Source organism: Mycolicibacterium fallax, from assembly GCF_010726955.1.
GTDB lineage: Bacteria > Actinomycetota > Actinomycetes > Mycobacteriales > Mycobacteriaceae > Mycobacterium > Mycobacterium fallax.
Map to the genome: position 1 here is coordinate 3,719,320 of NZ_AP022603.1, position 14,848 is coordinate 3,734,167.

Sequence of the window (14,848 nt, forward strand, 5' to 3'; positions counted from 1 at the left end):
TGTGCGCTCGTTCCTCTCTGATACGCGCCCACGAGGTCAGCTGTCGGGTTCGGGCGAGAGAGGCTGCCCGGCCGTCGTTGTTCCCGAAGGAACCGCGTCGGCTTCACCCCAAGGGGCCGCTGGGCCCCAGGTCCGTATCGGTGGACCGGTGGGTCCCCCGTCTCCATCCACGGGTTGGTGGAACCCCCACCTGGCGGATGGAGCTCGGCGCGGCCAGATCGGGGTGTGCTCGCCGGTCATCGATGACCAACACGCACGAGAGGAGACGGTAATGCCTGCCAGTTATCCCGTCACCTCGGTGTGGTTTCGGCGTTTCGGCGTCCAGCAAACATTAAGAGAGTAGTAAAACGCCACTTCGCCGCCGCGTTCCCGCAGGACGCGGCCCCGACATCTCGGCCGCCGGACATTTTGTGACCATATCGTTATGTGATGTAAATCACGTAGAGATCAGGAAGTGGGTCGCGCGGTGGCCCCGCCGTCGGGCACCGGCACGATCTCCTTGCCCAGCGGGACCAGCGACACCGGGATCATTTTCAGATCGGCCAGCGCCAGCGGAATGCCGATGATGGTAGCGGCCATCGCCACCGCGCTGACCAGGTGCCCCAGCGCCAGCCACCAACCGAAGAAGATAATCCAGATGATGTTGCCGACCAGGGCGCCGGGGCGGGTGCCCGGCTTGGCGACGATGGTCCGGCCGAACGGCCACAGCGCATACGACGCGATCCGCAGCGACGCAAACCCGAACGGGATCGTGACGATCAGCACAAAACACAGCAGCGCCGCCAGCAGGTAGCCCAGCGCCAGCCAGAGGCCGCCGAAAATCAGCCAGATGATGTTGAGAATGATGCGCATGGTTCCTCCCCGGACCGGCGCGGCCGTCGCGCCCCGGGCCCGGTCAGCCTACCGATAACTCAGCTGCCGGCTCAGAACGCGGCCGAGTACGATGTGTGCGATGGCGTCTCGCGAGGGCGGGGCGCTTTGTGTTGTGAAGAGCCACTTCGGTGTGGCCGCGAGATGAGCAGGTGACGACAGTGCCGACCGGCAAGGTGAAGTGGTACGACGCCGACAAGGGCTTCGGCTTCCTTTCCCAGGAAGAGGGCGAGGACGTCTACGTGCGGTCCTCGGCGCTGCCCGCCGGGGTCGAGACCCTCAAGGCCGGGCAGAAGGTGGAGTTCGGCATCGCCTCGGGTCGTCGCGGCCCGCAGGCGCTGCAGGTGACGCTGCTGGAGGCCCCGCCGAGCCTGGCTCGGACCCGTCGTGAGGCCGCAGGCCCCGCCGAGCACAAGCACAGCCCCGACGAGCTGCACGGCATGGTCGAGGACATGATCACCCTGCTCGAGGGCACCGTGCAGCCCGAGCTGCGCAAGGGCCGCTACCCCGACCGCAAGATCGCCCGTCGGGTCTCCGAGGTGGTCAAGGCCGTCGCGCGCGAGCTCGACGCCTGACCTCTTACTTCGGTCGCATCCCCGCGGCCGTCACTGCTCGGGCCAGTGCGTCTCGACGGTCCACTCGGCGTGATACGTCTCATGCAGCTCGCCGGTCTCGTCCTGCACCACGGTCGGCAGCTGCACGACGATCTTCTCCAGCTTGCCCTGCTGCGGCTCGACCGTCGGGATGGTGACCGCCAGCCGGGCCTTCGGCCGGTAGATCGCCTCGGTGAACCCGCCCTCCCGGATCACCAGCAGCCGCCACGGGGCGTAGCCGATCGCCTCGGGCACCGACAGCTGCACCACGTTGGCGGAGTCCACGGTCAGCTCGCCGACGTTCTCCGGCCGGACGCAGCTCTCGAATCGGGGATCGCAGTACGCGAACGGGCCGACCCGCGCCAGCTGGCCCCGGGTGTACGCGCTGATCTGCGGGTACAGCGTGCCGTCGGGGCGCACCGCCAGCCAGGCCAGCACGCCGGCGCCGGCGGCGGCCAGCACCACCGCGACGGTCAGCAATGTCGCGATTCCACGTTTCATCGGTGACTCCCCGAGCTTGGCCTGGTGCCGGAACCGGAATCCTCCGGCCCGACCATCACCGGGCGGTTGCCGCCGAGTCCGGGGATCAGGGATCCGCCCTCGAAGCTGACAATGGTCTGCGCCAGCCCCGGGATCAGCAGCGCGGTGATCGCCGTGAACCCTACCCACAGGTCGGTGTAGACCAGCACCCCGATCGCCCCGCCGAGCACCCAGGCCAGCTGCAGCAGCGACTCCGAGCGGCCGAACGCCGAGGCCCGGGACCGTTCCGGCAGGTCGTCCTGCAGCGCGGCGTCCAGGGAGGCCTTCGCGATGGCGCTGCAGCCGGAGGTCACCAGGGTCGCGATGGCGGCGAACAGCAGATTCCCGGCGATCGCGGCGGCCAGCGCCAGCGCGGTCACCGCCATGGTGGCGCGCACCACCAGCATCGACGGGCGGCCCAGCTTGAGCCGCGCGGCGGTGAAGTTGCCGGCGAAGTTGCCGATCCCGGCCGCCGCACCGATCACCCCGAGGATGGCCAACTGTCGCCAGCCGTCGGCGTCGTGCGCCTTGGCCACGAACGCCGGGTAGAGGAACAGGAAGCCGACCATCGCCTTGATCGTGCAGTTACCCCACAGCGAGGTGATGATGTTGCGGCCCATCGGCTGGCGGGCCGCCTGGTCGCCGGGGTGCGGATGACGGCGCAGCGGATCGGACTGGTCGTGATAGCTCAGCGTGGTCGGCACCTCGCCCGCGGTGACCTCCACCCAACTCGGTATCCGCATCGCCAGCGCGGCGCCGACCAGGGTCATCACCAGCACGACGAACAACGCGCCCGGCAGCGCGAACAGGGACGTGCCGACGTACTCGATGCCCGCGGCGATGCCGCCGCCGATGATGGTCCCGCCGATCAGCCCGAACATGGTGAGCCGGGAGTTCACCCGCACCAGGTCGATCGACGGTGGCATGACGCGCGGGGTGACCGCGCTGCGCAGCACCGAGAACGATTTGGACAGCACCATCATCGCCAGCGCCGCCGGATAGAGCACCCAGGCCGGGAAGCTGCCCGTCGCGCTGTCGTAGTTGGCGATCAGAATCAGCGCGAGCACCGTCCGCAGCCCGAAGGACATCGCCAGCGCCACCCGGCGGCCGTGCTGCAGCCGGTCCAGCGCGGGCCCGATCACCGGGGCGATCACCGCGAACGGGGCGATGGTGATCAGCAGGTACAACGCCACCCGGCTCTTGCTCTCGGCGGTCGCCGCGGCGAAGAACAGGGTGTTGGCCAGCGCCACCGCCATCGCCGCGTCGACGGCGAAGTTCGCCACCACCGGCCAGGTCAGCGCGGTCAGCCCGGACTTGTCGGCGCCGTCGGCGGTGGCGGCCCGGTGCACCAGCCCGTACATCCGCGAACCCATCTCGCGGCTGCGCATCGCCGCCGCACGGGTCACGGTGATCCGGTAGGCGCCGTCCCGGGCCTGGTCGGGGTCGGTCCGCGCGTCGTCCGGATGACGGGCCGCCCAGTCGTCGTCCAGCGGCGGCAGGTACCGGTTGTTGCTCGGGCCGGTGTAGGCGACCCCGGGCCGGATGTGCCCGGCACCGTCGGCGGGGTAATGGGCCATGCCGGGATGCTCGCCTCGGTGACCGTTGCCCGGGCGAGCCCCCGGATCCTCACGCCGCCGACTGGACACACCCAGATTGTTCCCTATCGACGACGGTGCGGACCGTTGTGGCGGCCGGTGTGGCTAAGTCCGGTCGGATTCGGGCAAGATGGAGGCGCCATGAACAGCACCAGCGCCAGCGAAATGACCGAGTCGGACGCCGCGGACCTGCCGGAGGGCCGGGCCGACGCGCCGACGGCCGTCGAGACGCCGGAACCCGAGGTCGCCGCGGACGGCGGCCCGACCGAGCCGGCCGACGGCGCCGAGCAGACCTCGGGCGTCGGGGATGAGGTCGGTGTCACCGAGGACGCTGAGGGCGCTGTGGACATGCCGGCCGTGGACATCGCGGCGGTCGGGGACGCCGCGGTGGAAGAGACCGCCGAGGCCGAGTCCGAGGCCGAAGCCGTCGAGGACGTGCAGGTCGGGGACGTGCAGGTCGAGCCGGAACCCGAACCCGAGCCGGAACCCGAGCCCGAGCCGGACCCCGCCGTGCTGGAGGCGCTGCGCGCGCTGCTGGCCGGCGCCGCAGAGGAGGCCCGCGCCGCGGTCGTCGAGTTCAGTGGCGACACGGTCGGCGACTACCTCGGCGTGAGCCTGGAGGATCCGAGCGCGGCCACCCATCGATTCCTGGCCGACGTGCCCGGCTACGGCGGCTGGCAGTGGGCCGTGGTGGTGGCCGGCTACCCCGGCGCCGGTCACGTCACGGTCAGCGAGGTTGTGCTGGTCCCCGGCCCGACCGCGCTGCTGGCCCCGGAATGGCTGCCCTGGGCGGAGCGGGTGCGCCCCGGCGACCTGAGCCCCGGCGACCTGCTGGCCCCGCCGGCCGACGATCCGCGGCTGGTGCCCGGCTACACCCTCAGCGGTGATCCCGGCGTCGACGAGTCCGCGCCCGAATTCGGCTTCGGCCGCAAACAGGTGCTCAGCCCGTGGGGCCGGGCCGTCGCGGCCGAACGCTGGCACGAGGGTGAGTACGGCCCGGAGTCGGCGATGGCCCGCTCCACCAAACGGGCCTGCCGGGACTGTGGCTACCTGGTCCCGCTGTCGGGCAGCCTCGGCACGCTCTTCGGCGTCTGCGTGAACGAACTCTCCGCCGACGGCCAGGTCGTCGATTTCGGCTACGGCTGCGGGGCGCACTCGGACACCCCGGCGCCGGCCGGAACCGGATCCCCGCTGTACGAGCCGTACGACGACGGCGTCATCGAGGTCAGCGAGAACCCCGCCCCGGCCTGACGCCTGCGGGCTTCGCCCTCAGCCGCGCTCCGCGGTGTTGACTGGCGCTGAGCGCGGCCTGCGGGCTTCGCCCTCAGCCGCGCTCCGCGGCTGCCTTGATCCGGGCCAGCGAGGTGTTCATGCCCTCGACGAGTTCCTGCTCGAAGTTGGGCACCCCGCCCAGCACGCTGTTGGTCAGCACCCGCGAGACGGTGCTGACGCCGTTGGGGGCCAGCCGGGACTCGGTCACCCGGGTGCCGGTGTCGGTGGCCTCCAACTCGTAGGTCCACACCGAGCCGTTGGCGTCGACCTTGAATGCCAGCTTCTGCTCCGGAACCACCTCGGTCACCGTGCAGGTTGTCGGCCAGAACAGCAGCCCGCGCCGGTTCAGGTTGAAGGTCCGGGTGCCGGGCTTGACCGCGCCGAGCGGCTTCATCAGCCGGCACTGCGGGCTCCACTCCGGCATCCGGCGGAAGTCGCTGATCAGCGACCACACCCGGGCGGGCGGGGCGTCGATGTCGATCTGGGCCTGCAACAGCGGTGCTGACATTGGGTTCTCCATTTTCCGGTTGATCGAATGCCGGGCCGTCAGTCGACGGTCAGGCCGGTCTGAGCGCCCTTGGAACCGCGGCGGGCGGCGCTGCGCTGCCACAGAAAGATCGCGCTGCCGACAGCCCCGACGCCGAGGCCGGCGACCGTCACCGGCCGCCAGTCGGCCAGGTCCGCCACGGTGAACGACGCGATGGCCGCCAGCAGCCACAGTGCCGCCCCGACCAGCACCATCGGCACCGGATTGAGCAACGCCGCGGGCAGCGGCGGCGCTTCGATCGGCGGCTGCGCGGCGGGTGACGGGTCGGCGGGTGGCATCGGCGCTCATCCTACCGATCGGTATCTTGTCCGGATGCCGTGCCCGCCCGACGCCCCCGCTGCACCGGGCGCCGACGCCACCGTCATCGACATCGACGATCCCAGCGACCCGCGACTCGACGATTTCCGCGACCTCAACAGCGTTGACCGCCGCCCCGACCTGCCCAGCGGGCGCGGCCTGGTGATCGCCGAGGGGGTGCTGGTGGTGCAGCGAATGCTGGCCTCCCGGTTCATCCCACACGCGCTGCTGGGCACCCAGCGCCGGCTGGGCGAACTCGCCGAGACCTTGGCCGCGGCGAACCGACCGGACCTGCCCTACTACCGGGTCGACGCCGACGTGATGGCCGAGGTGGTCGGCTTTCACCTGAACCGCGGGGTGCTGGCCGCCGCCCGCCGCCCCCCGGTGCTGGACCCCGCCGCGCTGCTCGCCAAGGCCCGCACGGTGGCCGTGCTCGAGGGCGTCAACGATCACGAGAACCTGGGCTCGATCTTCCGCAACGCCGCGGGCCTTGGCGTCGACGCGGTGCTGTTCGGTCCCGGCTGCGCCGATCCGCTGTACCGCCGCGCGGTGCGGGTGTCGATGGGCCACGTGCTGCTGGTGCCGTTCGGCCGTGCCCCGGACTGGCCGGGCGGCCTGACCATGCTGCGCGAACACGGCTTCACCCTGCTCGCGATGACTCCGGGCCCGGGATCAGTACCGCTGGCCGAGGCGATGACCGGCGCGGCAGAAGCCCGGGTGGCAATCCTGGTCGGCGCCGAGGGCCCCGGCCTGACCGAGACCGCGATGCGGGCCGCCGACGCGCGAGTGCGCATCCCGATGTCGCGCGGCACCGACTCACTCAACGTCGCCACCGCCGCGGCGCTGGCCTTCTACGAGCGGGTTAGGGTCGGGTCGTGACCGACCAGCGGACGCCGTGGGGGACCGGACTGACGCTGGCCGGGTTTGTCGCGGTGGTGACCGCGATCGCGGTGGTGGTGCTCAGCACCGGGCTGGTCCGGGTCCATCCGTTGCTGGCGATCGGGCTGAACCTGGTGGCCGCGGGCGGTCTGGCGCCGACGGTGTGGGGCTGGCGCACCACCCCGGTGCTGCGCTGGGTCGTTCCGGGCCTGATCGTCGGGGTGGCGGCGGGTTGGCTGGCGATGCTGGCGCTGGCCGCCACCGGTGCCGTCATCTGACGCCGTAGCCGAGCGGACCGTTTGGTGGCCGTGTGGCCGCAGTGGCCGGTGATGCGGCCTCGGCGTGGGTCGGCCGACGATTGGTACGTCTGGCTACGACGCCGTGGATCCAGGCGGCGTGGATTCAGCGGTCGCTGCCGGAGCGCACACCCAGCAGCACGTCCTCCCAGCCGGGAACGGCGGGATGGGCGCGGCCGCGGCCGCGCGGCTTGGCGGCGGGCTCGGCCGGTGCTGCGGCCTCCGCTGCCGGGGCCTGGACGGGTGCGGCGGCCGGGGCGGTGACCGGCGGTACCCCGGCCGGTGCCGGCCGCGGTCCGTCCACGGGCGCGCGGCGCGGTCGTGGCTCGGCGGGCGGCAGGCCCAGCTGCGCGATCGGGGCGACCTGGCGCAGCGGCCGGTCGAAGGTCGGGTCGACCAGTTCGAAGGCCGCGTCGTCGACGGCCGCCACCGTGCCGCCGTGCGCGCCGGGGGCGAAGCGGAAGTGCGCGACATTCTCCGAGCGGCCGGCCCGCCAGACCAACTGCACGGTCCAGCGGCCGTCCTCGTTGCGCCAGGCGTCCCACGCCAGATTCTCCGGGTTCAGCCCCCGGCCGATCAGCGTGCCGGTGATGGTCTCCAGCAGGGTCAGCACCGACGGGCCGTCGGGCAGCATCGGATGCGCGGCGGTGGCCAGTTCGGCGGCCCGGGCGCGCTCCAGCAGCACCGGGTCGGCGAATCGCTGGATCCGGTCGTGGTCCCCGCCGCAGGCCGCGGCGAGCTGCTCCACCGAGGCGCCGGCGCGAATGCGGGCCTGAATGTCCTTGGGGCGCAGCTTGGTTGAGAGCTCGATCTCGATCTCGGTCTGGCCGGCACGCGCCTGCTCGCCGCGGCAGGCAGCGCGCAGCTGATCGTTGAGCGGCAGCCGGAACTTGTCCGGGGAGCCGGCGTCGGGGCGGTCGGCCTCACAGATCACGTGCCGACCGGAGACGTCGAGCCCAACTACCTTCAGATCTCGCATGTCGACCTCCCCGGGGCCACCGCGCCGGGCCCACTTCCAGCGCACCTTACTTGAGTAACGATGCGATAACGCGGTGACACGCGGGCGGTGCTCAAAGGCGCTCGACGACCCAGTCCACGCAGGCCGTCAGCGCGCTCACGTCATCGGGCTCGATGGCCGGGAACATCGCCACCCGCAGCTGATTGCGGCCCAGCTTGCGGTACGGCTCGGTGTCGACGATGCCGTTGGCGCGCAGGGTTTTGGCGACCGCCGCGGCGTCCACCGCGTCGTCGAAGTCGATGGTGCCCACCACCGCGGAGCGCAGCGCCGGATCGGCGACGAACGGGGTGGCGAACGAGGATGCCTCGGCCCAGCCGTAAAGCCGCCGGGCCGACTCGGCGGTGCGCGCGGTGGCCCAGTCCAGGCCGCCGTTGCCGTTGAGCCAGTCCAACTGCTCGGCCATCAGCAGCAGCGTCGCGATCGCCGGGGTGTTGTAGGTCTGGTTCTTCAGGCTGTTGTCCACCGCGACCGGCAGCGACAGGAACTCCGGAACCCAGCGGTCGGAGCCGCCGATCTCGGCGACCCGCTCCAGCGCGGCCGGGCTCATCACGGCCAGCCACAGTCCGCCGTCGCTGGCGAAGTTCTTCTGCGGCGCGAAGTAGTAGGCGTCGGTGTCGGTGATGTTCACCGGCAGGCCGCCCGCGCCCGAGGTGGCGTCGATCAGCACCAGCGCGTCCCCGGCGCCGGCCGGTCGCTGCACCGGCACCGCGACACCGGTGGAGGTCTCGTTGTGCGCCCAGGCGATCACGTCGACGCTCGGATCCGAGGTCGGCTCGGGGGCGGTGCCCGGGTCGGTGGCGATGACGATCGGGTCCCCGACGAACGGGTTCTTGGCGACCGCGGAGGCGAACTTGGCGCTGAACTCGCCGTAGGTCAGGTGCAGGGAACGGTCCCGGACCAGGCCGAACGCGGCGGCGTCCCAGAACGCGGTGGCCCCGCCGTTGCCGAGGATGACCTCATAGCCGTCCGGGGCGCCGAACAGCTGCCGGACCCCGTCACGCACCCGGCCGACCAGGTTCTTCACCGGTGCCTGGCGGTGCGAGGTGCCGAACAGTGCGGCATTGTCGGCCAGTGCGGACAGCTGCTCGGGGCGGACCTTCGAGGGTCCGCAGCCGAATCGGCCGTCGGCGGGCTTGAGGTCTGCGGGGATGGTCAACGCGTCTGCCATGGACAACAGCGTAATCGCCGGTCGGCGGCCCTTCCAAGGCCGCCCGGCGGGCCCTTCCTTGCGGATGTGATCGTCGCCACAGCCGAGTAGGCTGGGGTGATAAGTCACGGGATTTGCCGTCCCGACGACCTGGGTTGCGGACGATACCTGCGGTACCGTCTACCAAATTCAACGCCCAGGAATGTGGCCGCATTGGAGGTTACCGAGATGGCACGCACGAAGATGATCCGCCGCTGGCGTCGGAACATGGAGGTTCGTGACGACAATGCCTACGTCGAGCGGTTGGCCACCCTCTCCGAGGGGTCGGTCAATCGGAACTTCAGTCCCTACCAGGACATCGAGTGGGACGACCCGGCGTTCGACGTCATCCCGAACGACCCGCGCTGGGTGCTGACCAACAGCGACCCGGTCGGCCGGCATCCCTGGTATCAGGCGCAGCCGCTGGAGAAGCAGATCGCGATCGGCATGTGGCGCCAGGCCAACGTTGCCAAGGTCGGCCTGCACTTCGAGTCGATCCTCATCCGCGGCCTGCTCGGCTACGCGTTCTGGGTGCCCAACGGCTCCCCGGAATACCGCTACTGCCTGCACGAATCGGTGGAGGAGTGCAACCACACCCTGATGTTCCAGGAGATGGTCAACCAGATCGGCATGGACGTGCCCGGCATGCCGCGGTTGCTCAAGTGGATCTCGCCGATCATTCCGCTGTTCGCGGTACCCACGCCGCTGCTGTTCTTCTTCGGTGTTCTCGCCGGCGAGGAGCCCATCGATCACGTGCAGAAGGCGATCCTGCGCGAGGGCGCCGACCTGCATCCGATCATGGAGCGGGTGATGGCGATCCACGTCGCCGAGGAGGCCCGGCACATCTCCTTCGCCCATGAGTACCTGCGCAAGCGCGTCCCGACGCTGCGGCGCCGGCCGCGGTTCCTGCTGTCGCTGGCCGTCCCGGTCACCATGCGGGTGCTGTGTTCGGCGATCGTCAAGCCGCCGCGGTCCTTCTGGCGCGAGTTCGACATCCCCAAGCAGGTGAAGAAGGAGATCTTCTTCAAGTCGCCGGAGGCCCGGCAGATGCTCTCCGACGTGTTCGGCGACGTCCGGATGCTGTGCCACGACACCGGTCTGATGAACCCGCTGGCCCGGCTGATCTGGAAGATCTGCCGGATCAGTGGCGATGCCTCGCGTTACCGCAGCGAGCCCAACCGCACCCACCTGCCGATCGCCGCGCGGCCGCTGGCCGCCGCGCCCCAGCCCGAGTCGATCCCGGCCTAGGAGTCGAACCGCTCGATGCCTCACGTCATCACCCAGTCGTGCTGCAGCGACGGGTCGTGTGTCTACGCGTGCCCGGTGAACTGCATCCACCCCACTCCCGACGAGCCGGGTTTCGCCACCGCGGAGATGCTCTACGTCGACCCGGACGCCTGCGTCGACTGCGGCGCCTGCGTCAGCGCCTGCCCGGTCGGGGCGATCGTGCCGGACACCAAGCTGGTCGCCGAGCAGTTGCCCTTCATCGAGCTCAACGCGGCCTTCTACCCGGACCGCCAGGGTAAGAAACTGCCGCCGACCTCCAAGCTGGCCCCGGTGCCGCCGGCCCCGGAGATTCAACGTCACGGCATGCCGTTGACGGTGGCGATCGTCGGCTCCGGCCCGGCGGCGATGTACGCCGCCGACGAGTTGCTGACCCAGCACGGCGTGCGGGTCAACGTGTTCGAGAAGCTGCCCACCCCGTACGGGCTGGTGCGGGCCGGGGTCGCCCCCGATCACCAGCACACCAAGCAGGTCACCCGGCTGTTCGACCGGATCGCCGACCAGCCGGGCTTCCAGTTCTTCCTCAACGTGACGATCGGCAAGCACCTCAGCCACGCCGAACTGCTGGCACACCACCACGCGGTGCTCTACGCCGTCGGCGCCCCGAACGACCGCCGGCTGGAGATCGAGGGTATGGACCGCCCCGGCGTGCACACCGCCACCGAGCTGGTGGCCTGGTACAACGGGCACCCGGACTTCACCGACCTGCCCGTCGATCTGAGCGCGCAGCGCGTGGTGATCATCGGCAACGGCAACGTCGCGCTGGACGTTGCGCGGATCCTGACCGCCGACCCCGACGACCTGGCCGGCACCGACATCGCCGACCACGCCCTGGCCGCGCTGCGCGAGTCCAAGGTGCGCGAGGTCGTCATCGCCGCCCGGCGCGGCCCGGCCGACTCGGCGTTCACCCTGCCCGAGCTGATCGGCCTGACCGCGCACCGGCTGGTGGTGCTCGACGCCGCCGACCGGGACCTGGTGACCGCCGACCTGGCCGGCGAGCACGACGCGCTGACCCGCAACAAGCTGGACATCCTGGCCACCCTCGGTGATGCGGCCGAACCGGCGCCCGCGGGGGCCCACCGGATCCGGCTGGCCTACCGGCTCACCCCGGCGCGGGTGATCGGCGACGACGCGGTGACGGCGGTGGAGTTCGTCCGCACCGGCACCGACGAGGTGTGCCGGGTCGATGCCGGCCTGCTGGCCACCTCCATCGGCTATCACGGCAAGGCCGTCGCGGACCTGCCGTTCGACGCGGCCGCCGGCGTGGTGCCCAATGACGACGGCCGGGTGACCGGCGCGCCGGGCAGCTATGTCGCCGGCTGGATCAAGCGCGGCCCGACGGGCTTCATCGGCACCAACAAGACCTGCGCGCAGCACACCGTGCATCAGCTGGTCGAGGACTTCAACGCCGGGGTGCTGACCGATCCGGCCGAGAGCCGCGGGGCGTTGGAGCGGCTGGTGGCCCAGCGTCAGCCGGAGCTCGTCGACCTGCACGGCTGGCATGCCATCAACGCCGCCGAAATCGCCCGCGGCGACGGAATCCGGCCGCGGGACAAGTTCACCAGGGTCAACGCGATGCTGGCGGTCGCGGCGATGGCGCCGCGGCCCACCCTGCGCGACAAGCTCCGCGCGGCGCTTCGGGTCTGAGCGGCGTTGCGGGCCTGTGCGGCGTTGCGAGCCTGAGCGGTACGAAACGCCGGGAGCGGGCTGCCCGCGCGTAGCGTGATCCTCCGTGAGCGACTCGGAGGCCGGCCGGCTGGCGGCGATGCGTGTGGAATACGGCTCGCCGGACCGCGACGGCAGCACCGACCTGGATCTCGACTGGCTGGCCGACGGCTGGCTGGCGCTGCTGCACGGCTGGCTGGCCGACGCGCAGCGCGCCGGGGAGGCCGAGCCCAACGCGATGGTGCTGGCCACCGTCGCCGACGGCCGCCCGGTCACCCGGTCGGTGCTGTGCAAGAGCGTCGACGCCGACGGGGTGACGTTCTACACCAACTACGACTCCGACAAGGGCGCGCAGCTGGCCGCCGTGCCGTACGCGTCGGTCACCTTCCCCTGGTACCGGCTGGGCCGACAGGTGCACATCCGCGGCCCGGTCACCCGGGTGGACCGGGCCGACACCGAGGCCTACTGGGCGACCCGGCCGCGCGGCGCCCAGCTGGGCGCCTGGGCATCGGAGCAGTCCAGGCCGATCGCATCGCGCGCGGCGCTGCTGGACCGGTACGCCGCGGTGACCGACCGGTTCGCCGCCGACGAGCAGATCCCGGCCCCGTCGCACTGGGGCGGCTACCGGATCGCCCCGGACGTCGTCGAGTTCTGGCAGGGCCGCGCCGACCGGGTGCACAACCGGATCCGCTGGACCGAAACCGGTGGCGCCGTGCGCCTGCAGCCCTGATGCGAGCCGGATAGCATTCTGGGGTGCGTGAACAGGACAGCCTGGGCCGGCGGGAACGCCGGATGGCGCTGACCCGGGCGCAACTGATCGACGCCGCGGTGCGGCTGTGCCTGGAACAGGGCTACGAGCAGACCACGGTCAGCCAGATCGCCGACGCGGTCGGGGTGTCGGAGCGGACCTTCGCCCGGTACTTCCCGGCCAAGGAAACGGTGCTGCTGGCGCTGGTCGACGACCTGACCGCCGCCGTCGCCGACGAAATGACCCGAATCCCGCCGGAGGTGCCCGCGCTGGGGGCGCTGCGCGACGCGCACCTGGCGGTGCTCGGCAGGGTGCGGTCCGGGGGGGTGCCCGGGCTGACCGTCGGGGGGATCGCACAACTGCTCAGGGTGCTCAACGCGGCACCGGAACTGCGGGCGTCGGCGCTGACCACCCGGCTGGGCATCAGTGCGGTGATCGCCGCGCGCACCGGTGCGCCGCCGGGGCACCGCGATCACGAACTGGTGGCGTGGGCGTGGGCGGCGATCACCGCGGCCGCCAGCGGTGACCACGAGGAGCACGAGGCCGCCACACCGCTGGGCCCGGAACTGTTCGCCGAGCGTCTCGACGGGGCATACCGCCTGTTCACCGGGCTGGCCGCGGGGATTGCACAGCCGTAGGGTGTTGGCGGTGACCGGGCAGGTTGCCTCGGCGGTAACCCCCGTTGGGTGTTCCCGGGGGGAACCGACTAACTTCTAATACGCAGCGCCGGTGCTGCCGGAAGCTCAGAAGGGGTTTTTGTGGCCGACGAATCATCCTTGGACACCGCCACCCTGCACTACCCGGGTGGCGAGCTGGATCTGCAGATCGTCCGCGCAACCGAGGGTTCCGACGGGATAGCCCTGGGCTCGATGCTGGCGAAGACCGGTTACACGACCTTCGACGGCGGGTTCATGAACACCGCGCCGACCAAGAGCTCCATCACCTACATCGACGGTGACGCCGGGATCCTGCGCTACCGCGGCTACCCGATCGAGCAGCTCGCCGAGAAGTCGACCTTCATCGAGGTCAGCTACCTGCTGATCTACGGGGAGCTGCCGACCGCCGAGCAGCTCGCCGCGTTCACCAACCAGATTCAGCGACACACCCTGATCGACGAGGGCCTCAAGCGGTTCTACGACGGCTTCCCGCGCAACGCGCATCCGATGCCGGTGCTGTCCTCGGCGGTGAACGCGCTCAGTGCCTACTACCCGGATTCGCTGGACCCGATGGACCGTGAGCAGGTCGAGCTGTCCACCATCCGGCTGCTGGCCAAGATGCCGACGATCGCCGCCTACGCCTACAAGAAGTCCGAGGGGCAGCCGTTCCTGTACCCGGACAACTCGCTGACGCTGGTGGAGAACTTCCTGCGGATGACGTTCGGGTTCCCCGCCGAGCCCTACGTCGTCGACCCGGAGATCGTCCGGGCGCTGGACATGCTGTTCATCCTGCACGCCGACCACGAGCAGAACTGTTCGACGTCGACGGTGCGGCTGGTCGGCTCCTCGCAGGCCAACCTGTTCACCTCGATCTCCGGCGGCATCAACGCGCTGTGGGGTCCGCTGCACGGCGGCGCCAACCAGGCGGTGCTGGAGATGCTGGAGCGCATCCGTCGCGACGGCGGCGACGCCAAGGAATTCGTCCGCAAGGTCAAGGACCGCGAGGACGGCGTCAAGCTGATGGGCTTCGGCCACCGGGTCTACAAGAATTACGACCCGCGCGCCCGCATCGTCAAGCAGCAGGCCGACAAGCTGCTGGCCAAGCTCGGCGGGGACGACGAGCTGCTGGACATCGCCAAGGCGCTGGAGGAGATCGCGCTGACCGACGACTTCTTCGTCGAGCGCAAGCTCTACCCGAACGTCGACTACTACACCGGCGTGATCTACCGCGCGATGGGCTTCCCGACCCGGATGTTCACCGTGCTGTTCGCGCTGGGCCGGCTGCCCGGCTGGATCGCGCACTGGCGCGAGATGAACGGCGAGCCCACCAAGATCGGCCGGCCGCGCCAGATCTACACCGGCTACACCGAGCGCGACTACGTCGGGCTGGCCAGCCGGGGCTGACCCCGAGACGCCGGCCTGC

16 protein-coding genes and 1 riboswitch are annotated in these 14,848 nt (G+C 70.8%); of the genes, 9 read left to right on the forward strand and 7 right to left on the reverse strand.

Features of this window, described 5'->3' with window-relative positions:
* Positions 1-10 precede the first annotated feature (10 nt).
* Positions 11-190, reverse strand: a riboswitch (cyclic di-AMP (ydaO/yuaA leader).
* A gap of 257 nt (positions 191-447) precedes the next feature.
* Positions 448-852, reverse strand: coding sequence for a YccF domain-containing protein (locus tag G6N10_RS17835; RefSeq protein ID WP_085098868.1), 405 nt, complete (start codon positions 850-852; stop codon positions 448-450).
* 179 nt (positions 853-1,031) lie between these two features.
* On the opposite strand from G6N10_RS17835, the gene G6N10_RS17840 reads away from it, so the two are divergent.
* The gene (locus G6N10_RS17840) at positions 1,032-1,445 is read left to right on the forward strand and encodes a cold-shock protein (RefSeq protein ID WP_085098871.1); all 414 of its coding nucleotides are present in this window, start codon (positions 1,032-1,034) and stop codon (positions 1,443-1,445) included.
* A gap of 30 nt (positions 1,446-1,475) precedes the next feature.
* On the opposite strand, the gene G6N10_RS17845 is transcribed toward G6N10_RS17840, so the two are convergent.
* Both G6N10_RS17845 and G6N10_RS17850 read right to left on the reverse strand, forming a co-directional pair.
* The gene (locus tag G6N10_RS17845; protein ID WP_085098874.1) at positions 1,476-1,964 is read right to left on the reverse strand and encodes a DUF2771 domain-containing protein; all 489 of its coding nucleotides are present in this window, start codon (positions 1,962-1,964) and stop codon (positions 1,476-1,478) included.
* Positions 1,961-3,559 carry an MFS transporter gene (locus tag G6N10_RS17850; RefSeq protein WP_085098877.1) on the reverse strand — a complete coding sequence of 533 codons (1,599 nt, stop codon included), beginning with the start codon at positions 3,557-3,559 and terminating at the stop codon, positions 1,961-1,963. Before G6N10_RS17850 ends, G6N10_RS17845 begins: the two co-directional genes overlap by 4 nt.
* 528 nt (positions 3,560-4,087) lie before the next feature.
* On the opposite strand from G6N10_RS17850, the gene G6N10_RS17855 reads away from it, so the two are divergent.
* On the forward strand, positions 4,088-4,828 hold the full coding sequence (locus G6N10_RS17855; RefSeq protein ID WP_234810637.1) for a DUF3027 domain-containing protein: 741 nt from the start codon (positions 4,088-4,090) through the stop codon (positions 4,826-4,828).
* 73 nt (positions 4,829-4,901) lie between these two features.
* On the opposite strand, the gene G6N10_RS17860 is transcribed toward G6N10_RS17855, so the two are convergent.
* Positions 4,902-5,357 (reverse strand): SRPBCC family protein, encoded by a 456-nt coding sequence (locus G6N10_RS17860; protein ID WP_085098880.1) that lies wholly within the window; start codon positions 5,355-5,357, stop codon positions 4,902-4,904.
* Between the two features lie 38 nt (positions 5,358-5,395).
* Positions 5,396-5,674 carry a DUF2530 domain-containing protein gene (locus tag G6N10_RS17865; RefSeq protein ID WP_085098882.1) on the reverse strand — a complete coding sequence of 93 codons (279 nt, stop codon included), beginning with the start codon at positions 5,672-5,674 and terminating at the stop codon, positions 5,396-5,398.
* A gap of 34 nt (positions 5,675-5,708) precedes the next feature.
* On the opposite strand from G6N10_RS17865, the gene G6N10_RS17870 reads away from it, so the two are divergent.
* Both G6N10_RS17870 and G6N10_RS17875 read left to right on the forward strand, forming a co-directional pair.
* On the forward strand, positions 5,709-6,572 hold the full coding sequence (locus G6N10_RS17870; RefSeq protein WP_085098885.1) for a TrmH family RNA methyltransferase: 864 nt from the start codon (positions 5,709-5,711) through the stop codon (positions 6,570-6,572).
* Positions 6,569-6,850 carry a DUF2537 domain-containing protein gene (locus G6N10_RS17875; RefSeq protein ID WP_085098888.1) on the forward strand — a complete coding sequence of 94 codons (282 nt, stop codon included), beginning with the start codon at positions 6,569-6,571 and terminating at the stop codon, positions 6,848-6,850. The genes G6N10_RS17870 and G6N10_RS17875 overlap by 4 nt, the downstream gene beginning before the upstream one ends.
* A 124-nt stretch (positions 6,851-6,974) precedes the next feature.
* Here G6N10_RS17875 and sepH read toward each other — a convergent pair whose 3' ends face one another.
* Complete coding sequence (gene sepH / locus G6N10_RS17880) at positions 6,975-7,847, reverse strand: septation protein SepH (RefSeq protein ID WP_085099118.1); 873 nt, start codon at positions 7,845-7,847, stop codon at positions 6,975-6,977.
* Between the two features lie 91 nt (positions 7,848-7,938).
* On the reverse strand, positions 7,939-9,054 hold the full coding sequence (gene serC / locus G6N10_RS17885; RefSeq protein WP_085098891.1) for a phosphoserine transaminase: 1,116 nt from the start codon (positions 9,052-9,054) through the stop codon (positions 7,939-7,941).
* 207 nt (positions 9,055-9,261) lie between these two features.
* Between serC and G6N10_RS17890 the strand changes: the two genes are divergently transcribed.
* From G6N10_RS17890 to G6N10_RS17910, 5 genes are all read left to right on the forward strand, one after another.
* Complete coding sequence (locus tag G6N10_RS17890) at positions 9,262-10,320, forward strand: AurF N-oxygenase family protein (RefSeq protein WP_085098894.1); 1,059 nt, start codon at positions 9,262-9,264, stop codon at positions 10,318-10,320.
* Positions 10,321-10,335: 15 nt separating this feature from the next.
* Positions 10,336-12,003 carry a 4Fe-4S binding protein gene (locus tag G6N10_RS17895; protein ID WP_085098897.1) on the forward strand — a complete coding sequence of 556 codons (1,668 nt, stop codon included), beginning with the start codon at positions 10,336-10,338 and terminating at the stop codon, positions 12,001-12,003.
* Positions 12,004-12,121: 118 nt separating this feature from the next.
* Complete coding sequence (pdxH, locus tag G6N10_RS17900; RefSeq protein ID WP_085099123.1) at positions 12,122-12,751, forward strand: pyridoxamine 5'-phosphate oxidase; 630 nt, start codon at positions 12,122-12,124, stop codon at positions 12,749-12,751.
* Between the two features lie 23 nt (positions 12,752-12,774).
* The gene (locus G6N10_RS17905; RefSeq protein WP_085098900.1) at positions 12,775-13,407 is read left to right on the forward strand and encodes a TetR family transcriptional regulator; all 633 of its coding nucleotides are present in this window, start codon (positions 12,775-12,777) and stop codon (positions 13,405-13,407) included.
* 120 nt (positions 13,408-13,527) lie between these two features.
* Positions 13,528-14,829 (forward strand): citrate synthase, encoded by a 1,302-nt coding sequence (locus tag G6N10_RS17910; RefSeq protein ID WP_085098903.1) that lies wholly within the window; start codon positions 13,528-13,530, stop codon positions 14,827-14,829.
* Positions 14,830-14,848: the final 19 nt, after the last annotated feature.